This window comes from Serinicoccus chungangensis, from assembly GCF_006337125.1.
Taxonomy (GTDB): Bacteria; Actinomycetota; Actinomycetes; order Actinomycetales; family Dermatophilaceae; genus Ornithinicoccus; species Ornithinicoccus chungangensis.
Genome location: NZ_CP040887.1, coordinates 736532 through 758819 on the forward strand (window position 1 = coordinate 736532; position 22288 = coordinate 758819).

At 73.8% G+C, this 22288-nt stretch carries 23 protein-coding genes and 3 tRNA genes; 14 read left to right on the forward strand and 12 right to left on the reverse strand.

The annotated features are described in order from the left end of the window. Positions 1-73: 73 nt before the first annotated feature. Together FHD63_RS03360 and yczR are read right to left on the reverse strand one after the other, a co-directional pair. Entirely contained in the window at positions 74-1528 is a 1455-nt protein-coding gene (locus FHD63_RS03360; protein ID WP_238705815.1) for an MFS transporter, read from the reverse strand. 215 nt (positions 1529-1743) lie between these two features. Continuing rightward, positions 1744-3213 carry a MocR-like transcription factor YczR gene (gene yczR / locus FHD63_RS03365; RefSeq protein ID WP_139720133.1) on the reverse strand — a complete coding sequence of 490 codons (1470 nt, stop codon included), beginning with the start codon at positions 3211-3213 and terminating at the stop codon, positions 1744-1746. A gap of 128 nt (positions 3214-3341) precedes the next feature. Between yczR and yczE the strand changes: the two genes are divergently transcribed. Next, a complete protein-coding gene (yczE, locus tag FHD63_RS03370; protein WP_139722956.1) occupies positions 3342-4043 on the forward strand; it encodes a membrane protein YczE in 702 nt (233 codons plus the stop codon). A gap of 48 nt (positions 4044-4091) precedes the next feature. Here yczE and FHD63_RS03375 read toward each other — a convergent pair whose 3' ends face one another. Beyond that, positions 4092-4373: a DUF7218 family protein gene (locus FHD63_RS03375; protein WP_139720135.1), complete on the reverse strand. Its 282-nt coding sequence runs from the start codon at positions 4371-4373 to the stop codon at positions 4092-4094. 34 nt (positions 4374-4407) lie between these two features. On the opposite strand from FHD63_RS03375, the gene FHD63_RS03380 reads away from it, so the two are divergent. From FHD63_RS03380 to FHD63_RS03400, 5 genes are all read left to right on the forward strand, one after another. Beyond that, positions 4408-5208, forward strand: a complete 801-nt coding sequence (locus FHD63_RS03380) for an LLM class F420-dependent oxidoreductase (protein WP_139720137.1) — start codon at positions 4408-4410, stop codon at positions 5206-5208. 36 nt (positions 5209-5244) lie between these two features. Next, positions 5245-6039, forward strand: a complete 795-nt coding sequence (gene rph / locus FHD63_RS03385) for a ribonuclease PH (RefSeq protein ID WP_139720139.1) — start codon at positions 5245-5247, stop codon at positions 6037-6039. After that, positions 6036-6689, forward strand: coding sequence for an RdgB/HAM1 family non-canonical purine NTP pyrophosphatase (rdgB, locus tag FHD63_RS03390; protein WP_139722957.1), 654 nt, complete (start codon positions 6036-6038; stop codon positions 6687-6689). The genes rph and rdgB overlap by 4 nt, the downstream gene beginning before the upstream one ends. 76 nt (positions 6690-6765) lie before the next feature. Continuing rightward, complete coding sequence (gene thrC / locus FHD63_RS03395; protein ID WP_139720141.1) at positions 6766-7860, forward strand: threonine synthase; 1095 nt, start codon at positions 6766-6768, stop codon at positions 7858-7860. Continuing rightward, positions 7860-8813, forward strand: coding sequence for a homoserine kinase (locus tag FHD63_RS03400; protein ID WP_139720143.1), 954 nt, complete (start codon positions 7860-7862; stop codon positions 8811-8813). The genes thrC and FHD63_RS03400 overlap by 1 nt, the downstream gene beginning before the upstream one ends. 7 nt (positions 8814-8820) lie before the next feature. Here the strand turns inward: FHD63_RS03400 and FHD63_RS03405 are convergent, their stop codons facing one another. After that, positions 8821-9615, reverse strand: coding sequence for an SGNH/GDSL hydrolase family protein (locus FHD63_RS03405; protein ID WP_139720145.1), 795 nt, complete (start codon positions 9613-9615; stop codon positions 8821-8823). A 65-nt stretch (positions 9616-9680) separates the two neighbouring features. On the opposite strand from FHD63_RS03405, the gene FHD63_RS03410 reads away from it, so the two are divergent. Continuing rightward, positions 9681-9765 (forward strand) — tRNA-Leu (locus tag FHD63_RS03410). 38 nt (positions 9766-9803) lie between these two features. Here FHD63_RS03410 and bcp read toward each other — a convergent pair. After that, positions 9804-10289: a thioredoxin-dependent thiol peroxidase gene (bcp, locus tag FHD63_RS03415; RefSeq protein WP_139720147.1), complete on the reverse strand. Its 486-nt coding sequence runs from the start codon at positions 10287-10289 to the stop codon at positions 9804-9806. Between the two features lie 31 nt (positions 10290-10320). Here bcp and corA point away from each other — a divergent pair, with 31 nt between their 5' ends. Continuing rightward, positions 10321-11358 carry a magnesium/cobalt transporter CorA gene (gene corA / locus FHD63_RS03420; protein ID WP_238705750.1) on the forward strand — a complete coding sequence of 346 codons (1038 nt, stop codon included), beginning with the start codon at positions 10321-10323 and terminating at the stop codon, positions 11356-11358. 96 nt (positions 11359-11454) lie between these two features. Then, on the forward strand, positions 11455-11733 hold the full coding sequence (locus FHD63_RS03425) for a DUF3618 domain-containing protein (protein WP_139720149.1): 279 nt from the start codon (positions 11455-11457) through the stop codon (positions 11731-11733). A gap of 6 nt (positions 11734-11739) precedes the next feature. Here FHD63_RS03425 and FHD63_RS03430 read toward each other — a convergent pair whose 3' ends face one another. From FHD63_RS03430 to tdh, 5 genes are all read right to left on the reverse strand, one after another. After that, positions 11740-13842, reverse strand: a complete 2103-nt coding sequence (locus tag FHD63_RS03430) for a heavy metal translocating P-type ATPase (RefSeq protein ID WP_139720151.1) — start codon at positions 13840-13842, stop codon at positions 11740-11742. Positions 13843-13957: 115 nt separating this feature from the next. Next, on the reverse strand, positions 13958-14380 hold the full coding sequence (locus FHD63_RS03435) for a hypothetical protein (RefSeq protein ID WP_139720153.1): 423 nt from the start codon (positions 14378-14380) through the stop codon (positions 13958-13960). Positions 14381-14424: 44 nt separating this feature from the next. Then, on the reverse strand, positions 14425-14952 hold the full coding sequence (locus tag FHD63_RS03440; protein ID WP_139720155.1) for a hypothetical protein: 528 nt from the start codon (positions 14950-14952) through the stop codon (positions 14425-14427). 22 nt (positions 14953-14974) lie between these two features. Continuing rightward, complete coding sequence (locus tag FHD63_RS03445) at positions 14975-16168, reverse strand: glycine C-acetyltransferase (RefSeq protein ID WP_139720157.1); 1194 nt, start codon at positions 16166-16168, stop codon at positions 14975-14977. A gap of 7 nt (positions 16169-16175) precedes the next feature. Further along, positions 16176-17237, reverse strand: a complete 1062-nt coding sequence (gene tdh, locus FHD63_RS03450) for an L-threonine 3-dehydrogenase (RefSeq protein WP_139720159.1) — start codon at positions 17235-17237, stop codon at positions 16176-16178. A 90-nt stretch (positions 17238-17327) separates the two neighbouring features. On the opposite strand from tdh, the gene FHD63_RS16175 reads away from it, so the two are divergent. The 4 genes from FHD63_RS16175 (at position 17328) to FHD63_RS03470 (ending at position 20003) form a co-directional block, all read left to right on the forward strand. Further along, positions 17328-18407: an NUDIX domain-containing protein gene (locus FHD63_RS16175; RefSeq protein ID WP_139720161.1), complete on the forward strand. Its 1080-nt coding sequence runs from the start codon at positions 17328-17330 to the stop codon at positions 18405-18407. Positions 18408-18558: 151 nt separating this feature from the next. Continuing rightward, positions 18559-18634, forward strand: a tRNA-Lys gene (locus FHD63_RS03460). Positions 18635-18727: 93 nt separating this feature from the next. Continuing rightward, positions 18728-19792, forward strand: coding sequence for a YihY/virulence factor BrkB family protein (locus tag FHD63_RS03465; RefSeq protein WP_238705751.1), 1065 nt, complete (start codon positions 18728-18730; stop codon positions 19790-19792). Between the two features lie 138 nt (positions 19793-19930). Next, positions 19931-20003, forward strand: a tRNA-His gene (locus FHD63_RS03470). Positions 20004-20137: 134 nt separating this feature from the next. Here the strand turns inward: FHD63_RS03470 and orn are convergent. After that, positions 20138-20803, reverse strand: coding sequence for an oligoribonuclease (gene orn / locus FHD63_RS03475; RefSeq protein ID WP_139720164.1), 666 nt, complete (start codon positions 20801-20803; stop codon positions 20138-20140). Between orn and FHD63_RS03480 the strand changes: the two genes are divergently transcribed. Beyond that, the gene (locus FHD63_RS03480) at positions 20802-22040 is read left to right on the forward strand and encodes a PrsW family intramembrane metalloprotease (RefSeq protein WP_158296696.1); all 1239 of its coding nucleotides are present in this window, start codon (positions 20802-20804) and stop codon (positions 22038-22040) included. The two genes, orn and FHD63_RS03480, sit on opposite strands and share 2 nt — an antisense overlap. A 9-nt stretch (positions 22041-22049) precedes the next feature. Here the strand turns inward: FHD63_RS03480 and FHD63_RS03485 are convergent, their stop codons facing one another. Then, complete coding sequence (locus tag FHD63_RS03485; RefSeq protein ID WP_139720167.1) at positions 22050-22280, reverse strand: hypothetical protein; 231 nt, start codon at positions 22278-22280, stop codon at positions 22050-22052. Positions 22281-22288: the final 8 nt, after the last annotated feature.

Sequence of the window (22288 nt, forward strand, 5' to 3'; positions counted from 1 at the left end):
CGCGTCGTCAGCGCACTCCGGACGCGTGGTCAACGCAGTCCGGACGCGTGGTCAGCGCAGTTCGGACGCGTGGTCAGCGCAGTTCGGACGCGTCGTCCAGCCTCACCGGACGCGTCGTCAGCGCACACCGGACGCGCGTCGGACTGACCTCGAGCGGGTCAGGCACGCAGCCGCACGTCATACCCGTCGGGTGTGCGGCGGACGTCCGGTGCACGCGGAACGGCCGTCCGGTCTTTCCTACCGCACGTTCGGTGCGTCCTGAGGACGAGTCCGGTGCGGCTCGAGGAGACGTCCGGTGCGGGGGGGGGGGGGGGGTGGTGGCCGTGGTGAGGGCGCGACGCACGGGGTGGCCGCCGGCCCAGGCCAGGGTGGTGGCGACGAGGGTGGCCACGACGGTGACCGCGAAGGCCGGCTGGTGGCCGCCGAGGTCGGCGAGGCGGCCGGCGAGGGCGGCGCCGATGGCATACCCGGTCCCGGTCATCGCCGCGAGGATCGTCATCGCGGCGCCCAGCCGGCGGGCGGGGGTGGTGCGCTCGGCCAGGGTGAAGGCCGTGATCATCGACGGCGCGATCGCCACCCCCAGGCAGAGCAGCGCGACCGCCAGCGACGTCAGCGAGCCGACGAGCAGCAGCGGCAGGGAGAGCAGGGCCATCGCGCTGGTGAAGACGCGCAGCCGACGCACGTGCCCGACCCGCTCGGGCAGGGCGACGACGGCCAGCCCGGCGAGCACGCTGCCCACCCCGAGCAGCGCGTGGAGCAGCCCGGTCAGGCCCGGCTGGCCGGCCTGCGTCGCGAGCACCGAGGTGCCCGTCTGGATCGAGCCGAACACCATGCCGATGCCCAGCTGCGTCCCGGCCAGCACCAGCAGCGCCGGCGTCAGCAGGCGCACCCGGCTGCCGGGCCCGGGCGCGGCCGCGCCGACGAGGGCCACCGTCGGGTGCAGGGCGAACCAGGTCCCGAAGGCCCCCAGGAGCAGCGCGGCGACGACGAGCGAGGTGACCGGCGCCGCGACCGCCACAATGACGCCGACGAGCGCCGGGCCGAGGACGAAGGACGCCTCGTCGGCCGACCCCTCGTAGGAGAACGCGGCGTCCATGACACGAGGGTCGGCACCGGGAGTCGCGCTGCTGATCGGCCGCCAGCGCACCCGTGCCATCGTCCCGATCTGCGGCACGAAGGCCCCCGTCACCGCGGCCGCCGCGGGCAGCGGCCACCAGGGCTGACCGGGGTCCAGGGTGATGGTCAGGGCGGCGAGCCCGAGCAGCCCGACGGTGCCGACGAGGCTCTGCACGAGTAGGACGGGACGCTGCCCCACCCGGTCGGTCAGCGAGCCCGCGACCGGCGCACCGATGGCGTTGGCGATCGCGAGGGCGCCTGCCGTGGCGCCGCCGGCGGCATACGACCCGGTCGCCCCGGACACCGCGAGCAGCGCGGCGATCTGCGACATGGCGAGCGGGAGCCGCCCGAGGAAGGCGATGACGACGTAGAGGGGCCCGGTCAGGGCGAAGAGATGACGGTAGGACTGCACGGGGGACAAGGGGTATGCCTCTCGCATCGGTCCGTCTGCACGGACGCGCGCGCCGTCCCAGCCACCCGGCGCGCCGAACCCTTGTCAAGCACTCCCAGTCTACCGCCTGGTCAGGGGCACTCGGCCGCAACCACAGGCGACGCCCGGTGGGTCGTGAGGCAACCACAGGCGACGCCCGGTGGGTCGTGGGGCAACCACGGGCGACGCCCGGTGTGTCAGGCGATGATGCTCCGCGGGCGCTCACCACGGTCCGCGGCGTCACGCCGCCCGACCTCGGCGCGGCCCGCGACGACGTCCTCCCAGGCCAGGACGAGGCGTGCGGCCACCTCCTGCAGCTGCTCGGGCGGCAGCACGAAGGGCAGGCGGATCCACCCGTCCAGACCGCCGGCGGCGGCGAAGTTCGGCCCGGCGGCGAGCGCCACGTCGTAGCGGCGGGCGGCGGCCGCCAGCGCGGTGGAGGACCCCTCGGGCAGCCGGCACCACAACGACATCCCGCCCGCCGGGACCCGCACCTGCCAGTCGGGCAGCTGGGAGCGCAGGGCCAGGAGCAGGGTGTCGCGCCGCTCGCGCAGGCGTGCCTGCTGCTCGTGGAGGATCACGTCGGCCCGGTCCAGGAGGTGGCCGAGGACCAGCTGCTCCAGGACCGGCACCCCCAGGTCCAGCTGGAGCCGGCTGGCCGCGACCTCGTCCATCCGGGACCGGGGGACGCGCAGCCAGCCGACCCGCAACCCGCCCCAGAACGACTTGCTCGCACTGCCCGCGGTCACCGCGGTGGGCACGTGCGCCCCCAGCGGCTCCGGCATGGGCTGGCCCTCCAGGGCCAGCTCGGCCTGGGACTCGTCGACGACGGGGACGACGCCGTGCCGCCGCAGCACCCCGCCCACCTCCTCGCGCTGGGCACTGCTCATGAGCGCGCCGGTCGGGTTGTGGAAGTCGGGGATGAGGTAGGCCGCCCGCGCCCCCGACTGCTGCACCGTCCGCTGCAGCGCGGCGACCTCCCAGTCGTGGTCGACGTGGTCGATGGGGTGCGGGACCACCCGTGCCCCGGCGCCCTGCAGGGTGGCGATGGCGTTGGGGTAGGTCGGGGTCTCCAGCAGGACCCGGTCGCGTCGCTGGATCAGCGCGCGCAGCGTGATGGCGACCGCGGCGAGGGCCCCGGGGGTGACGAGCACCTGGTCCGGCGTGGTGGCCAGGCCGCGGGCGGTGAAGCGGTCGGCGATCCGCTCGCGCAGCACCGGCAGGCCGCTGGGGTAGTAGCCGGTGCCGGACAGGTAGGCCCCCAGGTCCTCGGTGGCGCGGGCGTAGGCGTCGGCGATGCCGGCCGGGGCCGCCGCGGCCGTGACGGTGAGGTCCAACGCCCCCTCGCCCAGGCCCGCGGGGGTGAGGAGGTGGTCGACGCGGCCCCCCGGTACCCGCGGCAGCTGCACGACGCTGCCCGAGCCGCGGCGGGTGGCGAGGTACCCCTGCGCGCGCAGCTCGGCGTACGCCCGGGTCACCGTGGTCCGGCTGAGCCCGACCGGCCCGGTGAGGTCCCGCTCGCTCGGGAGCCGGACGCCCTGCGGCAGCCGTCCGTCGACGATCGTGCGCCGCAGGGCCTCGGCCAGGCGGGCGTAGGCGGGGCCGTCCCCCGGCAGCGCCGGCAGCACGAGGTCGGCGACGCGGGAGGCGGGGGCGAGAGACGGCATACCCTCACTGTGACGCGCCGGTGGACCTCTCGTCCATAGCCACCTCGTGTCCACCGGTTCCCGGGTGGATATGGATCAGAGGACCACCTGGTCGCATGCTGGTCGGCGTGAGCATCGCGAGCAGCAGGATGGGACGGACCGGACGCCGAGCACTACAGGGTGCCAGGAGCCGTGCCCGCGACCCCCGCCGCCAGCTGGCCGCCCTCGGCCCGGTGGAGCAGCTGCGCGCCGGTCGGCTCGGACGAAGGGTCGTCCAGCTGCTCGTGGGGCTGGCCCTCTACGGCGCGTCGATCGGCTTGATGGTGCGCGGGGTGCTCGGCAACATGCCGTGGGACGTCCTGCACCAGGGCATCGCGCGGCACGTCCCGCTGAGCCTGGGCACGATCATCGTCGCCGCGTCGGTCCTCGTGCTGCTCCTCTGGATCCCGCTGCGGCAGCAGCCCGGCCTCGGTACGGTGGCCAACGCCCTGCTGGTGGGGTTCGCGGCCGACGCGACCCTCTGGCTCGTCGCGCCCGGCGAGGGCTGGCTCGAGCGAGGTGCCCTCATGGCCGGTGGGGTGGTGCTCAACGGCGTCGCGAGCGCGATGTACATCGGCGCCCAACTGGGCCCGGGGCCGCGCGACGGGCTGATGACCGGCGTCGCCCGACGCACCGGCTGGTCCCTGCGGGTGGTGCGCACCGGCATCGAGGTCACCGTCATCGCCCTCGGCTGGCTGCTCGGGGGTGTCGTGGGCCTCGGGACCGTCCTCTACGCCGTGGCGATCGGCCCGCTGACCCAGACGCTGCTGCCCTGGTTCACCGTCGACCTCTCCACGCGAGAGGCGCGGTAGGCGCACCCGGGTCGCGCGGTCCGGCGCAGAGTTCGTCCGAGACCGACGTCAGTGGTTCCGCAGGGCGTCGATGAGCTCGTCCTTGGTCATCGACGACCGGCCCTCGATGTCCAGCTCGGCCGCGCGCTCGCGCAGCTCGTCCACGGTCCGGTCCTCGTAGTTCTCGGCCTCGCCGCCGCGCTCGCCGACGTCCGAGCGGGAGGAGGCCGCCGCCGCGTTGGCGATCCGCGCGGCCTTCTCCTTGCTGGCGCCGTCCTCGCGGACCGCCTCGTAGACCTCCGGGTCCTTGACGCTGGGCCCCGGGTCCTCCGTCTTCTTCTCACCTGCCATGCGCCCGACGGTATGCCGTGCCAGGCTGGGTCGCATGGCGAACGCCATCGACCGTCCGGTCCGGCTCGGCGTGCAGGTCCAGCCCCAGCACGCGACCTACCAGCAGATCCGTGACACCGTGCGACGGCTGGAGGACGCCGGCGTCGACGTGGTGATGAACTGGGACCACTTCTTCCCGCTCAACGGCGAGCCGGACGGGCTGCACTTCGAGTGCTGGACGACCCTCGGGGCCTGGGCCGAGCAGACCTCGCGCGTGGAGATCGGCGCGCTCGTGACGTGCAACTCCTACCGCAACCCCGACCTGCTCGCCGACATGGCGCGCACCGTCGACCACGTCAGCGAGGGCCGGCTCATCCTGGGCATCGGCTCGGGCTGGTTCGAGCGGGACTACGACGAGTACGGCTACGAGTTCGGCACCGCCGGCTCGCGGCTCGACGACCTGGCCGCCGCGATGCCGCGCATCCGTGAGCGCTGGGCGCGGCTCAACCCGGCGCCGACCCGGCCGATCCCGGTGATGATCGGTGGCGGCGGGGAGAAGAAGACGCTGCGCATCGTGGCCGAGCACGCGACGATCTGGCACTCCTTCGGCGACGCCGACACCCTGCGCCACAAGCTCGGCGTCCTGGGGCGGCACTGCGAGGACGTCGGGCGCGACCCGGGCGAGATCGAGGTGTCGGTCGCGGCCGCCGGGTCCCTGGACCAGGGCCCCGGGGAGGACGCCGAGGCGAAGTACGCCGCGGGTGCCCGGCTCTTCACCGTGCACACCAGCGGCCCCGACCACCCCCTGGACCAGCTGGACGCCTGGCTCGCCTGGCGGGACGAGCACAACGCCTGACCCCGGGCGTCCCCCGCTCGGCATACCCTGGCTCGCATGACCTCACGCCACGACGGCCGCAGCGCCGACCAGCTCCGCGAGATCCGCATCACCCGCAACTGGCTGGACCACGCCGAGGGCAGCGTGCTGGTGGAGTTCGGCAGGACCCGGGTGCTGTGCGCCGCGTCCTTCACCGGCGGGGTGCCCCGCTGGCGCAAGGGCAGCGGCAAGGGCTGGACGACCGCCGAGTACGCCATGCTGCCGCGCTCCACGCACACCCGCTCGGACCGGGAGTCGGTCAAGGGCCGGCTGGGGGGCCGCACCCACGAGATCAGCCGGCTCATCGGCCGCTCGCTGCGGGCGGTCGTCGACCTGGACGCCCTGGGGGAGAACACCATCCAGCTCGACTGCGACGTCCTGCAGGCCGACGGCGGCACCCGGACGGCGGCCATCACCGGCGCCTACGTCGCCCTCGTCGACGCCGTCGAGACCGCCCGCGCCAAGGGCCTCATCGCCAAGAAGGCCGAGCCCATCACCGGCTCGGTGGCAGCCGTCAGCGTCGGTGTCGTCGACGGCGAGCCGGTGCTCGACCTGGACTACCCCGAGGACTCCACCGCCGAGACCGACATGAATGTCGTCATGACCGGCGACGGACGGTTCATCGAGGTGCAGGGCACCGCCGAGGGCACCCCCTTCGACCGGGAGCTGCTCGACGCCCTGCTCGACCTCGCCGCCGAGGGCTGCGCCGAGCTCACCGCCCGCCAGGCCGCGGCCTTCGGCGCCGACGACATGGGCGGCACCGACAGCCACGCCGCGGGGGCGGACGTCGACCAGGGGCCGCCGACGTGGTGAGCGGGTCCGCGACCCCCGGGGGGCCGGACCGCCGGGTCGTCCTGGCGACCCGCAACCCGGGCAAGGTCGTCGAGCTGCGCGACATCCTCGCCGACGCGCTGGACCGGGCCGGCCTGGAGCTCGTCGGGCTGGACGCCTTCCCCGAGCTCGAGGACGTCGTCGAGTCCGGGGTCACCTTTGCGCAGAACGCCCTGCTCAAGGCCCGGTACGCCGCCGCCGCCACCGGGCTGCCGGCGCTCGCCGACGACTCCGGCCTGGCGGTCGACGTGCTGGGCGGGGCGCCGGGGATCTTCTCGGCCCGCTGGTCCGGCCCGCTGGGCGACGCCACCGGCCGCACCACGGACGAGGCCAACAACGACCTGCTGCTCGCCCAGCTCGCCGACGTGCCCGACGAGCACCGGGGCGCCGGGTTCGTCTGCGCCGCGGCGCTGGTCCTGCCCGAGGGCACCGAGCGGGTCCGGGAGGGGCGCTGCCGGGGCGTGCTGGCCCGCGCGCCGCGGGGTGGCAACGGCTTCGGCTACGACCCGCTGCTGGTCCGCCCGGACGGGCGCACCCTCGCCGAGCACACCAGCGCCGAGAAGCATGCCGTCTCCCACCGTGGCGAGGCCTTCCGGGCCCTGGCCGCCGACGTGGCCGACCTCCTGACCTGACCGCGGTCGGCGGGCGAGGGGGGACCCCCTACCCTGGTCCCCTGACCCGTGGTCAAGGACGAAGGAACCGAACCCCATGCCCCACCAGTGGCGCGGCGTGATCGCCGAGTATGCCGACCGTCTGCCCGCGTCGATCACCGAGCACGTGGTCACGCTGCGCGAGGGCGGCACCCCGCTCATCCCCGCCGAGCACCTCAGCGAGCTGGTGGGGGCGCAGGTGCACGTCAAGTACGAGGGCCTCAACCCCACCGGGTCGTTCAAGGACCGCGGCATGACGGCGGCCATCAGCGACGCCGCGCGCCAGGGCGCCCAGGCGGTCATCTGCGCCTCGACGGGCAACACCAGCGCCAGCGCGGCGGCCTACGCCACCAAGGCCGGGATGGAGTGCGGCGTGCTCGTCCCCGACGGCAAGATCGCCATGGGCAAGCTCAGCCAGGCCATCGCCGGGGGGGCGACGCTCATCCAGGTCCGGGGCAACTTCGACGACTGCCTCACGCTCGCCCGCAAGCTGGCCGAGGCCTACCCCGTCGAGCTGGTCAACTCGGTCAACCCGGCGCGCATCGAGGGCCAGAAGACCGCGGCCTTCGAGGTCGTCGACGCGCTCGGGGACGCGCCCGACATCCACTGCCTGCCGGTGGGGAACGCGGGCAACATCACCGCCTACTGGAAGGGCTACGGCGAGTACGCCGACCCGCACGCCCCCGGGGCCGGCGGCCACGCGCCCGCGACCCGGCGACCGCAGATGTGGGGCTTCCAGGCGGCCGGCGCCGCGCCGATCGTCAAGGGCCACCCGGTCGACGACCCGGAGACCATCGCCACCGCCATCCGCATCGGCAACCCGGCCTCGTGGCCGCAGGCGCTGGCCGCGCAGGAGGAGTCCGGCGGGGTCATCGAGGCGGTGACCGACGAGGAGATCCTCGCGGCGCACCGGCTGCTGTCCTCGCGCGAGGGGATCTTCGTCGAGCCGGCGTCGGCGGCCTCGGTCGCCGGGCTGCTCAAGCGGCACGCCGCGGGCCAGGTCCCGGCCGGCGCGACGGTCGTCTGCACGGTCACCGGCCACGGCCTCAAGGACCCGCAGTGGGCGCTCAAGGGTGCCGACGGCAGCGACGTCGACCCGGTGCGCGTCCAGGTGGACGTCGTGAGCGTCGCCGACGCCCTCGGGCTGGAGTGATGGCCGCGCTGGCCCCGGGCGCGGGCGCCCGGGTGCGGGTCCCCGCGAGCAGCGCCAACCTCGGCCCCGGTTTCGACAGCGTCGGCCTCGCCCTCGGGCTCTGGGACGAGTATGCCGTCGAGGTCCTCCCCGACGCCGGTCACCTCGAGGTGGTGCTCGCCGGGCAGGGTGCGGGCGAGCTGCCCACGGACGGGCGGCACCTCGTCGCGGCCCGGCTGCGGGAGGCGCTGGAGGCGTGCGGCGTGACCTGGCTGGACGGCTACGGGCTGCGGCTGACCTGCGCCAACACCATCCCCATGTCGGCGGGGATGGGCAGCTCGGCCTCGGCGGTCGTCGGCGGGCTCGGGCTGGGCTTCGCCCTCGTCCGCGACGGTGAGCTCACCGAGGCCGACCTGGGCCTGGTCAACACCCACGCGGGGGTCGCGGAGGGGCACCCGGACAACTCCTCGGCGTCGGTGTGGGGGGGCCTCACGGTGTCGTGGATGCCCGGCCCGCAGGTCGTCCGCACCGCCCGCCCCACGGTCCACCCCGACGTGGTGCCGGTGGTGCTGGTGCCCGCGGACCACCGGCTCGACACCGCCACGGCGCGGGCCGTGCTCGGCCCGTCGGTGGCGCGGCCCGACGCGGTGCGCCAGGCGGGCCGTGCCGCCCTGCTCGTGCACGCGCTCACCACGGAGCCGTCGCTGCTGCTCGACGCCACGAGCGACTGGCTGCACCAGGAGCAGCGGCGGGCGGCCTACCCGGTGACCATGGGGGCGGTCGACACGCTGCGCGGGCTGGGCCACGCCGCCGTCGTCTCCGGCGCCGGCCCGACCGTGCTCTGCCTCACGACGACCGACCTGGCCCCCACCGTCGTCGCCGAGGCCCGCACGTGGGGCCGCGGATGGCGCGTCCTGACCCCCGGCATACCGGCGCAGGGCCTGCACGTGCCCGCCACCCCGGCACCGCGCTGAGGCGGCCTCAGCGCAGGCGCTGCGGCGCGATGGCCGCGGTCAGCGCCGCGGCGTAGGTCTCCTGCCCCTTGGCGGTCGGGTGGAACGTGGTGGGGTCGACCCACGGGTCGGCGGCGTTGACGCCGTGGCCCTCGAACCTACGCACCACGTCGACGTAGACGAAGCCCCGCCGCCGGGCGGCGGCCTCGATCGTCGCGTCGAGCAGGTCGGCGCCCTCGTTGAGCGCCTCCTGCTCCTCGGGCGAGGCGTTCGCGAAGGCGCCGGCCTCCGGGGTGAAGAGGTGCGGGTAGCCGATGACCACCACGTGCGCGTCCGGGGCCGCCTGCTCGACCGCGGTGAAGGCCGCGTCCAGGCGGGCCGGGAGCAGCCCCTGGACGAGCAGCCGGGAGCCGGCGACGGCCTGCGCGCAGGTCGGGTCGTCCAGCAGCAGGCAGGCCCCGATCGCCTGGGTCCAGCCGATGTCGTTGCCGCCGATGGTGAGGGTCACGAGGTCGGTGTCGGCGTCCAGCGCGGGCAGCTGCGCGGCGAGGTCGGCGGTCGTGGCGCCGCTGCAGGCGACGAAGTCGTCCAGCGCGATCCGCTTGCGGCCGTCCAGCCGCAGCGGCGCGGCCGCGTCGGTGCGGGCGCACCCCTCGCCGCCCTCCAGCGCGGTCCCGGCGCCGAAGCCGGCGGCGTAGGAGTCGCCGAGCGCGTCGTAGACGGCCTCGTCAGGGGCGGCCGAGGCCGGGGCCGCCAGGCTCAGACCCATCCCCAGCGCGAGGGTGCCGAGGGTGGCCACGGCCAGCCGGGTGCGGGTGCTCATCCGGCCAACCTACTCCCGCGGCGGGGTCCGCGGCAGGTCGGGGCGCTCGCTAGGCTGGCCCGCGCGCGCCCGTGGTGGAACTGGTAGACACGCAGGATTTAGGTTCCTGTGCCTCGCGGTGTGCGGGTTCGAGTCCCGCCGGGCGCACCAGCGGCGACACCCTGCGTCCCGCGCGCGGCGGTCTCGACTCAGGCCGGCCCGCCGGGGAGCTCCACCCCGAGCTGCCGGGCGAGCGAGGCGACGTGGCCCTTGGCCCGCACGTTGTACTTCGCCACCTCGACGACCCCCTGCTCGTCGAGGACGAAGGTCGAGCGGATGACGCCGACCACCGTCCTGCCGTAGTTCTTCTTCTCGCCGTAGGCGCCGTAGGCGGTGAGCATCTGCTTGTCCTCGTCGGAGACGAGCGGGAAGGGCAGGCCCTCCTGCTCCGCGAAGCGCGCCAGCTTCTCGACGGGGTCGGGGGAGACGCCGACGACGGCATACCCCTCGCGGGTGAAGACCGCCTCGTTGTCGCGGAAGTCGCAGGCCTGCGTCGTGCACCCGGGCGTCATCGCCGCGGGGTAGACGTAGAGGACGACCTTGCGCCCGGCCAGGTCGGCGAGGCTGAGCCGGGAGCCGTCGGCGGTGGGCAGGGTCCAGGCGGGGGCGGGCTGACCGGGCTCGAGGCGCATCATGGTGACCTTTCGGACGGGGCGGGCGTGCTGGATGATCGTCTCAGACCTCGACCCCGACCGGGAGGATGCCACCGAGGTGATCGTCGACCAGGCCGTCTACCGTGACGGCGTCCGAGAGTCCTGCGACGTCGACACGCTCGCGCACGAGCTGGAGCGGCTGCGCGCCGACGGCGCTCCCGACCACGACTTCCTCTGGATCGGCCTCAAGGACCCCACGCCCGAGGAGTTCGAGGTGGTCCGTCGCGCTCTCGACCTGCACCCGCTGGCGGTGGAGGACGCCCTGGACGGCGACCAGCGGGCCAAGCTCGAGGTCTACGACACCGGCATCTACGCCGTCGTCAAGACGCTCGACTACGACCCCGCGACCTCCGACATCGAGACCGGGGAGGTCAGCGTCATCCTCGGCCCGCACGTGGCCGTGACCCTGCGCCACGGCGAGGTCGCCCCGCTGCGCGGGGTGCGGCAGCGGATGGAGCAGGAGCGCGAGCAGGCCCTGCTCTCCTACGGCCCGCTGTCGGTGCTGCACGGGGTCCTGGACACGGTGGTCGACACCTACGGAGCCATCGACACCGCCGTCGCGGACGACCTGGAGACCATCGAGCGCGACGTCTTCGGCGGCGGCAACCGGACCCACTCCACGACGATCTACCGGCTCAAGCGGGAGGTGCTCGAGTTCCGGCGGGCGGCGACCCCGCTGGGCCCGGTCCTCGCCTCCCTGACGCACGACAAGGACCTGGTCCGCAGCCGGGAGCTGCGGCTGCACTTCCGCGACGTCGCCGACCACCTGGCCGCGGTCCTGCAGGACGTCGAGAGCTACGACACGCTCCTCAGCGACATCCTCGGCGCGCACCTCTCGCAGATCGGGGTGCAGCAGAACGCCGACATGCGCCGGATCTCGGCCTGGGCCGCGATGATCGCCGTCCCCACCCTCGTGGCGGGCATCTACGGGATGAACTTCGACCGGATGCCCGAGCTGCACTGGGCGCTGGGCTACCCCATGGCGCTCGGGGTGATGGCGCTCGCGGTCGGCCTGCTCCACCGCGCCTTCCGCCGGTCCGGGTGGTTGTAGGCCGGGGGGTCGTTCGGCGGCGCCCGTGGTGCCCGGGTGCGTTATCGTCTGCGGGAGGAACGACCACCGACCCACGACCCAAGGGACCCTCTGCTGATGGCCAACACGCAGCCTGCTCGCTCCGTCAAGGAGATCGAGGCCGACATCGCGGCGACCCGCAGCCGCCTCGCGCGCACCGTCGACGAGCTGACCTACCGCGTCAGCCCCGACACCATCAAGGCCAACACGATCGCCACGATCAAGGGCAAGGTCGAGAGCGCCACCCTGGACGCCGAGGGCAACCCGAGGTATGACCGGCTCGCCACCGCCCTGGGCGGTGTCGCCGCCGTGGCGCTCGCCCTGGGCGGGCTGCGGCGCATCTTCTACCGCGGCTGAGGCCGGTCAGCCGGCCCCGAGCACCCGACGGGCGCTGGCCTCGGGGGAGAGGTCCAGGCGCCGCAGCAGCTGGGCGTTGAGGGCGACGACCACCGTCGAGGCCGACATGAGCAGGGCTCCCACGCTCATCGGCAGCACGAACCCGACGGGCGCGAGCACGCCGGCCGCGAGGGGGACGGCGAGCAGGTTGTAGCCCGCGGCCCACCAGAGGTTCTGGGTCATCCTCCGGTAGCTGGCCCGGGACAGGTCCATCACCGCCAGCACCGACCGGGGGTCGGAACTGGCGAGCACGACCCCTGCGGAGCCGATCGCCACGTCGGTGCCGGCACCGATCGCGAGGCCCACGTCGGCCTGGGCGAGCGCCGGCGCGTCGTTGACGCCGTCGCCGACCATCGCCACCGTGCGCCCCTCGCCCTGCAGCTCGGCGACCTTCGTCGACTTGTCCTCCGGGCGGACGCCGGCGAAGACCCGGTCGACGCCCAGCTCCTGCGCCACGGCGTCGGCCACCGCCTGCGCGTCACCGGTGAGCATGACGACGTCCACCCCTGCCGTGTGCAGGGCGTCGACCGCCTCGCGGGACTCGGGCCGGATGCCGTCGGCGAGGCGCAGGGCGCCGACCACCTCCCCGTCGGCGACGGCGTGGAGGATGATCGCCCCGTCCGCACGCCACCGCTGCGCCACGTCGAGCTCGCGCAGCCCCTCCTCCTCCAGCAGCGCCGGGCCGCCGACCTGCACCGTCACCCCGTCGACGACGGCACGGACGCCGACCGCCGGGGAGGAGGAGAAGTCGCCCGACCGGGGCACGTCGAGATCGCGCTCGGTCGCGGCGCCGACGATCGCCCGGGCGAGGGGGTGCTCGCTGTCCGCCTCGGCGGCGGCCGCCAGGCGCAGGACGTCCTCCTCGCTGCGCTCGCCGGCGGGCTCGACGGCCGTCACGGTCGGCTCACCCCGGGTGAGCGTCCCCGTCTTGTCGAAGAGCACCGTGTCGACCGAGCGCATGGTCTCCAGCGCCATCCGGTCGGTGACGAGGACCCCGCCCCGCGCCGCACGCTCGGTGGCGATCGAGACGACGAGCGGGATCGCCAGACCCAGCGCGTGCGGGCAGGCGATGACGAGGACGGTGATCGCGCGCACCACGGCGGCGTCGGGCATACCGAGGGAGGACCACACGACCGCGGTGACGACCGCGGCACCCAGGGCGAACCAGAACAACCACGCGGCCGCCCGGTCGGCGAGCCGCTGGGTGCGGGTGGAGGAGGACTGCGCCTCGGAGACGAGCTTCTGGATGCCGGCGAGCGTGGTCTCGTCCCCCGTCGCGGTGACCTCGACCCGCAGGCCGGAGTCGGTCGCCACGGTGCCGGCCACGACGTCGTCGCCCTGCTCGCGGCGCACCGGGGTGGACTCGCCGGTCACCATCGACTCGTCCATGCTCGCCGAGCCGTCGACGATCCGGCCGTCGGCCGGCACCGAGGCGCCCGGCCGGACCACCACCACGTCGCCGACCTGCAGGTCGGCGGGGGCGACGGTGACCGTGGTGTCGCCCTCGACCCGCTCCGCCTCGTCCGGCAGCAGCGCCGCCAGCGAGTCGAGGGCCGAGCTTGTGGCCGCCAGCGACCGCATCTCGACCCAGTGACCCAGCAGCATGATGACGACGAGCAGCGCCAGCTCCCACCAGAAGTCCAGCCGCTCGTCGAGCACCCCGAGGGTGGACCCCCACGACGCGAGGAAGGCGACGGTGATGGCCATGCCGATGAGCAGCATCATCCCCGGTCGGCGGTCACGGATCTCCGAGACCGCGCCGGTGAGGAAGGGGCGCCCGCCCCAGAGGTAGATGACCGTGCCGAGGACGGGGGAGACCCAGCTCAGGCCCGGCAGGTCGGGCAGCTCGTAGCCCAGCAGGTGCCCGAACATCCGGCTGGCGAGCACGGTCGGCACCGACAGGACCAGCATCAGCCAGAAGAGCCACCGGAACTGCGCGACGTGGTCGCCGTGGCCGCCCCCGTGGCCGTCGTGGCCACCCCCGTGGCCGTGGTCGCCGCCGTAGTGGTCCTGGGCGGGAGCAGGGGCGTCCTCGCCCGGTGACGTCTGGTGCGTGGTGTCGTGCTGCATACCGCCATCGTATACCCCATAGGGGTATACTTGAAGGGCGGGAGGACCTGCGTGGGAGGTGGTGACAGGTGGGGTGTGCGGGTCGCTCGGGGGCGGTGACGCCCGCGCGGGTCGCTCAGGCCTCGGTGCCGCGGACGGTCAGCGCCGGGCGGGCCCCGGTGACGTGCTCCGGCAGGACCAGGCCCATCGCGGTGCCGTGGCCCAGGCGCGGCGCGACCAGCACCGTGTCGCCGACCACGAGCCCGGTCGTCGTCCCGGGCAGGACCACCCGCACCGTGACGTCGCCGTCTCCCAGGACGACGGTCTGGCGGCCGTCCTCGGACCGGGCCGTGTGGAGCACCTCGGCCCGCTGGACCGGGCCGTGCGGGCGCCGCACCCAGAGGGCTCCGAGCAGGAGGTACTGCACCAGCGCGATGGCGACCAGCACGACGGCGCCGAAGGTCAGGGCGTCGGTCAGGGAGCGGTCCAGCAGCCAGACCTGGATGCCGACGTAGCCGAGGTAGAGCGTCACGAAGGTCGCCGCGAGGAGGACGCGCACGCGCCGCGCCTCAGCCCGCAGCACCTCCCTGGCGCGCTCCTCGCTCACGAGGGGTGCGACGTGGCGTCGACCGCGACGGCCTCGGTGCGCGGGCCGAGGACGTCCTGGAGCAGACCGTGGGTCGGCGTCGCCCGGACGAGGACGACGCGCTCGCCGGGGGCGATGCGGGGCGCGGCCCAGACCGGGTCGCCCTCACCGATGCCGAGGGCCGCCTCGGCACGCCACGTGACCTCGTGGTCGTCGCCGCGGACGGTCAGTCGTCGTCCCTCCTTGGCCGTGACGACGCCCCGCTCGAGGCTCGTGGTGCCGGTGACGTGCCGTCGACGCCGACGGCGGCGGCTCTCGCCCCAGCCCCAGAGGAGGACGAAGCAGGAGGCGTACACGAGCGAGAAGAACAGGGCCGAGCCCCAGGACTCGTTGCTGAGGAACCGTTGGAACAGCAGCATGACGAGGGTCAGTCCCACGAACATGGACGCCAGCGTGCCCCACATCCCCAGGGGCTCGGTGCTCCTGCGCAGCCTCGCCAGCGCCCGCTGCTCGTCCTGCCCGGCCATGCTTGTCGCGCCCCTCATCCGGTCGTCCTGCCCGTCGTGGTCAGCCGACCTCGTCCCGCGCCGCGACGAAGGCGTCGACGCAGGCCCGGACGTCCTCCTCGCTGTGCGAGGCGGACAGCTGGACCCGGATGCGGGCCTGACCCTTGGGGACGACGGGGTAGGAGAAGGCGATGACGTAGACGCCCCGCTCCAGCATCGCGTCGGCGACCTGGCTGGCCCGGCGGGCGCCGTCCTCCCCGGGGAACATCACCGGCACGATCGGGTGCTCGCCGGGCAGCAGCTCGAAGCCGGCCTCCTCCATGAGGGTGCGGAAGAGGGCGGCGTTGCGTCGCAGCTGGGCCCGGGGCTCGTCGCTGTCCCGCGCGATCTCCAGCGCCTTGAGCGACCCCGCGACCACGGAGGGCGCGACGGCGTTGGAGAAGAGGTAGGGCCGGGCACGCTGCTTGAGCAGGTCGACGATCTCGGCGTGGGCCGCGACATACCCGCCGCTGCCGCCCCCGAGCGCCTTGCCGAGCGTGCCGGTCATGATGTCGACCCGGTCGACGACGCCGCACGCCTCGTGCGAGCCGCGGCCGCTGTCACCGACGAAGCCGGTCGCGTGGCTGTCGTCCACCATGACCATGGCGCCGAACTCCTCGGCGAGGTCGCAGATCTGCTCCAGCGGCGCGAGGTAGCCGTCCATCGAGAAGGCGCCGTCGGTCACCACGAGCACCCTCCGGGCGCCGGCGTCGCGCGCCGCCTCCAGCTGGGTGCGCAGGTCGTCCATGTCCCGGTTGGCGTAGCGGAAGCGCTGGGCCTTGGACAGGCGCACCCCGTCGATGATCGAGGCGTGGTTGAGCTGGTCAGAGATGATGGCGTCCTCGGGGCCGCAGATGACCTCGAAGATCCCGCCGTTGGCGTCGAAGCAGGACGGGAAGAGGATCGAGTCCTCCATCCCCGTGAAGTCGGCGATCGCCCGCTCCAGGTCGCGGTGCTGGGTCTGGGTGCCGCAGATGAACCGGACCGAGGCCATGCCGAAGCCCCACTCGTCCAGCGCCTGCCGGGCGGCGCCGACCACGTCGGGGTGGTCGGCCAGACCCAGGTAGTTGTTGGCGCAGAAGTTGAGCGCCGTCCCCGCCGTCGTCGCGATGTGCGCGCTCTGGGGCGTGGTGATCTGCCGCTCGGTCTTGGTGAGCCCGTCGGCCTCGATCTGCGCCAGCTCCTGCGCCAGCTGGTCCTTCACGTCCGCGTACATGTGTCTCCTAGTGTCCGTCGCTCCAGTCCATGACCACCTTGCCACCCTCGCCGGAGCGGGCCGCGGCGAAGGCGTCCTCCCACTGCTCGGCGGGGAAGCGGTGGGTGATGACCGAGCGGACCCGGTCGCGCAGCACCTCGGAGGTCTGCAGCATGGCGGTCATCTTGTACCACGTCTCGTACATCTCCCGGCCGTAGATCCCCTTGAGGGTGATCATGTGGGTGATCACCTTGCCCCAGTCGATCGAGAACGGCTCGGCCGGCAGCCCCAGCATCGCCACCCGGGCGCCGTGGGTGCAGTTGTCGATGAGCTCGGCCATCGCGGCCGGGTTGCCGGACATCTCCAGCACCAGGTCGAAGCCCTCGGACATCCCCAGGCGCTCCTGGGCGCTCGCGATCCGCTCGCGGCCGACGTTGATCCCCAGGTCGGCGCCGGCGGCGAGCGCCAGCGCGAGCCGGGAGTCGGAGAGGTCGGTCGCGACGACGTAGCGGGCGCCGGCGTGCCGCGCGATCGCGGTCGCCATGACGCCGATCGGGCCGGACCCGGTGATGAGCACGTCCTCCCCCTCCAGCGGGAAGGACAGCGCGGTGTGCACGGCGTTGCCGAGCGGGTCGAAGACGGCACCGAGGTCAGGGTCGATGACCTCGGGCTGCACCCAGACGTTGGTGTGCGGCACGACGACGTAGTCGGCGAAGCAGCCGTCGCGGTTCACGCCGAGGTTCGAGGTGCGCACGCACATGTGGCGGCGCCCGGCGCGGCAGTTGCGGCAGGTGCCGCAGACGACGTGGCCCTCGACGGAGCAGCGCTGCCCCACGGCCAGGCCGTCGGCCTCCTCGGTCGGCACGCCGGTGCCGAGCTCGACGATCTCGCCGTAGAACTCGTGCCCGACCACGAGCGGCGGCTCCAGCATGGAGGCGGCCCAGTCGTCCCAGGCCTCGATGTGCAGGTCGGTGCCGCAGAGGCCGGCCCGCAGCACTCGGATCTTGACCTCACCCGGCCCGGGGGTGGGCTCGGGGACGTCGGTCAGCTCCAGGCCTGGCCCGGCGGTGGGCTTGATGAGGGCGCGCACGGGTCCATCGTGACGCATGCGTCGGGGCGAGGGGTCGGCGGGCGGGCGGGACCGCTCGTCGGTGGTGGGAGGAGACCGTAGGGTGGCGCGGTGGACGTGCGGACGCGGGTGGGGTGCTACGCCTGGATCGAGCGGGACGGCGCGGTGCTGCTGAGCCGGTGGCGGGGCATGACGCTGCCCGACGGCCGGGTCGCCCGACCGGGATGGACGCTCGTCGGCGGGGGGATCGAGCCGGGGGAGACGCCCGAGCAGGCCGCCGTCCGCGAGGTGGGCGAGGAGAGCGGGTATGCCGTGCGCCTCACCGGGGTGCTCACCACCGACGCCTGGAGCGGGGTGGACGACACCGACCCGACCGGGCAGGCCGTCTGGCAGGCGGTGCGGGTCGTCTTCACGGCGGAGGTCGAGAGCGGCGAGCTCACGGTCGAGACCGACGGGAGCAGCGACGACGTGCGGTGGGTGCCGCTCGAGGAGCTGGCCGCGCTGCCGTGCCTCAGCCTGGTCGACACCGCCTGGCGGGCGGCGGGAGGCCCGGGGCTGCCCGAGGTCGCCCTCGGGTTCGGACCCGTCGACGAGGCCGCCGTCGGCCGGATGCGTTCCCTCGTGGAGCGGGCCCGGGCCGCGCGGGCGCAGGGGGAGACGGTGCAGGGGGAGGCCGCACCGCGTCCCGGGGTCACCGTCGTGGCGGTGGACGGGCCGAGCGGGTCGGGCAAGACCGTGCTCGCCCGGGCGCTGGCCCGCGACCTGGGCGCCCCCCTGGTCCACATGGACGACCTCTACCCGGGGTGGGACGGCCTCGACGCCGGCCCCGGTCTCCTGGCCGCGCAGGTGCTGGAGCCGCTCGCCCGGGGTGAGCGGGCGGCATACCGGCGCTGGGACTGGCACGCCTCGGACTGGGCGGGCGAGCAGGTCGAGGTGCCGGACCCCGACGGCGGCGTGCTCGTCGTGGAGGGGTGCGGCAGCAGCGTCGGGCCGGCGGGGGAGCGGGCCGCGGTCCGGGTGTGGGTCGACGCCGAGCCCGCGCTGCGGATGCGGCGGGGGATCGCCCGGGACGGCGAGGCCTACCGGCCGCACTGGGAGCGGTGGGCCGAGCAGGAGGCGCGCCTCTTCGCCGCCGACCGCACCCGCGACCGCGCCGACCTCGTCGTCGACACCTCGCCCGGGGCGGGCTGACCGTCGACGCGCTGCCCCGGCAGCAGGACCGCCGTCACCCGTCGAGCCCGACCGCGAAAGCGCCGCCCCGGCAGCAGGATCACGGTCGCTCTGCGACCGTCGCAGGATTTCGTGGGGTCCGAGGCCCGGTGGTAGAGTTCATGGCTGTTGCGCGCCTATAGCTCAATTGGCAGAGCAGCTGACTCTTAATCAGCGGGTTCGGGGTTCGAGTCCCTGTGGGCGCACCATCTCGAGAGGCGTCCTGGCTCAGGCCAGGGCGCCTCTCGCATGCCCGGGTGCTCCGCACTGCCGGTGCCCGACCCGCGTGCCAGACTGACGGCGTGAGCACCGATGAGGCCAAGACCGCCACGGCGAGGACCGACTGGAAGGCCGTCGCCAAGCGGACCGTGTCCGAGTTCGTCGAGGACGGCGGTCCCGACCTCGCCGCGGCGCTGACCTACTTCGCGATCCTGTCGCTGGCGCCGATGGTGCTGGCGCTGTCCACGCTGCTGACCTTCCTCGGCCAGAGCGGCGGGACCCAGCAGGTGGTGGAGGAGCTCGGCGGGCAGCTGGGGATGCAGCAGAGCACGGTCGACACGGTCAACGGCTACCTCGACACCATGGGGAACTCGCAGGGCAGCGGCGTCCTGCTCGTCGTCGGTCTGCTCGGGTCGCTGTGGTCGGCCTCCAACTACGTCAACGCCTTCAGCCGGATGATGAACAAGGTCTACGAGATCGACGAGGGTCGCCCGGTGTGGAAGCTGCGGCCCTGGCTGCTGGGCCTCACCCTGGTGCTCATCTTCGGGCTCATGCTCATCATCTTCTCGGTCACCCTCTCCGGGGCCGTCTCCGAGGCGATCTTCGGGGCCATCGGTCTGTCGGGCACCTTCACGACGGTGTGGAACATCGCCAAGTGGCCGGTGATCCTGCTCATCCTCGTCGTCATCGTGGGCCTGCTCTACTGGGGCACCCCCAACGTCCAGCACCCGTCCTTCCGCTGGTTGTCCCCGGGTGCCGCGATCGCGGTGCTCACCGCGATCGTCGGCGCCGGCGGGTTCTACGTCTACCTCACCGGCTTCGGCGGCCAGGACAGCTACAACGGCACCTACGGCGCCATCGGTGGTGTCATCATCCTGCTGCTGCTCATCTACATCATCAACAACGTGCTCGTGCTCGGCGCCGAGCTGGACGCGGAGATCGAGCGGGGCCGGGAGCTGGCCGCCGGGATGGCGGCCGAGGAGGAGATCCTGCTGCCGCCGCGCGACGTGGTGGGCACGGAGAAGAAGGAGGCCAAGCAGGCCGAGGCGGTCCGTGAGGCCCGCGAGGTGCGGATGCAGGCGGCCGCGGAGCTGCGGGCGAACGGGCGCCAGACCGGCCTCGAGGGACGCGAGAGCGCCCGACGCTGACGCGTCCGGACCGCCAGCGCCGCGGTCGGCCACCGACCGCGCGCTCGCGTCGCGGACGCCCCGGGCGCCCGCGGTTTCGGAGCACCGGGTCCGAGGCGCTACGATGGTCGGCGTTGTCCGGATGTCCGGCGCAGCATGGTGGGCGTAGCTCAGCAGGTAGAGCATCGCGTTGTGGTCGCGAGGGTCGCGGGTTCAAACCCCGTCGCTCACCCCGAGGATGACGAAGGCCCCGGCATCGTGCCGGGGCCTTCGTCGCGTCCGGACCCACGTCCTCCGGTCGGGCGGCGCGTCCGGTGCGGTCCTACGGCGCGTCCGGTGCGGTCCTACGGCGCGTCCGGTGCGGTCCTACGGCGCGTCCGGTGCGGCCGGCGGGGTGGTGTGCCGGGCGGAGATCTCCTTGAGCGTGTCGCTGTCCAGGCCGGGGAGCTCGCGGAAGACCGCCTCCCGGTAGTAGCGCAGCTCGGCGATGCTGTCGCGGATGTCCCCGAGCGCCCGGTGGCCGCCGGTCTTCTTCGGCGCCATGTAGTAGGCGCGGGGGAACCAGCGCTTGGCCAGCTCCTTGATGGAGGAGACGTCGATGATGCGGTAGTGCAGGTGCGCGTCCAGCTCCGGCATGTCCCGGGCGAGGAACGCCCGGTCGGTGCTCACCGTGTTGCCGCCCAGCGGCGCCTTGCGGCCCTCCGGCACGTGCTCCCGCACGTAGTCCAGCACCCGGCGCTGCGCCTCCTCGAGGGTCACCCCCGCGTCCAGCTGGGGGAGGAGCCCGGAGTCGGTGTGCATCGCGCGGACGAAGTCCCCCATCTGCTCCACCGCCGCGGCCGGCGGCCGCACGACGACGTCGACCCCCTCGCCCAGCACGGTCAGCTCGGAGTCGGTGACCAGGCAGGCCACCTCCACCAGCGCGTCGGCGACGAGGTCCAGCCCCGTCATCTCGCAGTCGATCCAGACGATGCGTTCACCACTCACGGCAGACAAGGGTATGCCCCGTGCCCCCGGTACTCTTCGCCCCATGGTCCTCCAGCCGCGGCAGCCGCCCAGCTCGGTGCCCGACGCCCCAGGTCAGCGCCCTCCGCACGACCCCGGGCAGGGGGGTGACTGGCACCAGGTCATGACCTTCCAGCCGCAGTCGCCGGTCGGTGCGACCCCGAACGCCACCCACCGCCCCGCGGTCCGCCGGCTGCTGCTGTGGAGCACGGTGGTGACCGTCTTCGGGCTGGCCGCCCTGGCCATGACCCTGCTCGTCACGACCGCCGTGGGGCTGCAGGCCGCGATCCTGGGCCTGGTGAGCGCCTCGCTCGCCCTGGGCATCGTCATACCCCTCTTCATCTGGGTCGACCGCCTCGAGGCGGAGCCGGCGAGGTTGCTCTGGTTCGCCTTCCTCTGGGGCGCGCTCATCGCCACGCTCGGTGCCGTGGTGCTCAACGAGCTGGGCGTCGCCTTCTTCGCCGGGACGGACGCCGACCCCCTCGTCCTGGGCGCCGTCGTCGTGGCGCCGGTCACCGAGGAGTTCTTCAAGGGCCTCGGGGTCCTGCTGATCTTCCTCGTGGCCCGGCGCGAGTTCAACGGCGTCACCGACGGGATCGTCTACGCCGGCATCGTCGCCGCCGGCTTCGCCTTCGTCGAGAACATCATCTACCTGGGGCAGATGTACCTCGAGGCCGGGACCGCCGGGCTGGTCGGCCTGTTCATCATGCGCTGCCTGGTGAGCCCGTTCGCCCACCCGATGTTCACCGTCTGCATCGGCCTGGCCCTCGGGCTGGTCGCGCACCGCCGCCGGGCCAGCTCGGTCGGGGTCGTGCTGGTGGGTTTCGCCTGCGCGGTGTTCCTGCACGCCCTGTTCAACTACAGCGCCGTGGCGGCCTCGGAGAACTACCTCCTGCTCTTCGCCCTCGTGCAGCTGCCGCTGTTCGTCGCCTTCCTGCTGCTGCTGCGCTGGGCCCGCCACCGCGAGTCCCGGCTGCTGCGGGACGTGCTGACCGGCTACGGCATGGCGGGGTGGTACACCCCCGCCGAGGTCGCCATGCTCGCCAGTCCCGGCGAGCGCCGGCGCGCCCGACGGTGGGCGCGCGGGGTCGGCGGACGCCCGGCCGAGCGGGCCATGGAGGCCTTTCAGGACGAGAGCGGCGAGCTGGCGATGGTGCGCAAGCACCTCGTCCACGACGGTCCGGACGCGGTGTGGCTCGCGCGCGAGCAGCGCATCCTCGAGGCCGTCACCGCCCACCGGCGGGTCTTCGTGCCGCAGGCCTGAGCTCGTCCCTCAGGCGTCCCGGGCCTCGACCTTGGGCTGGCTGATCTCGACGCCGGGCACCGAGAGGTCCTTGAGGGCCTTGGAGACCCCGGCCACCAGGCTGGAGGCCGCGCGCTCCTCCTCGCGGATGTCGTGGGGGGACAGGGAGTCCTCGGGGGTGTCCTGCTCGACCGCCTCGACCAGGGCGTCCTCGTCGGTGATGTCGGCGTCCAGGGTGATGGTGAGGGTGTGCTTGCTCATGGCTCCAA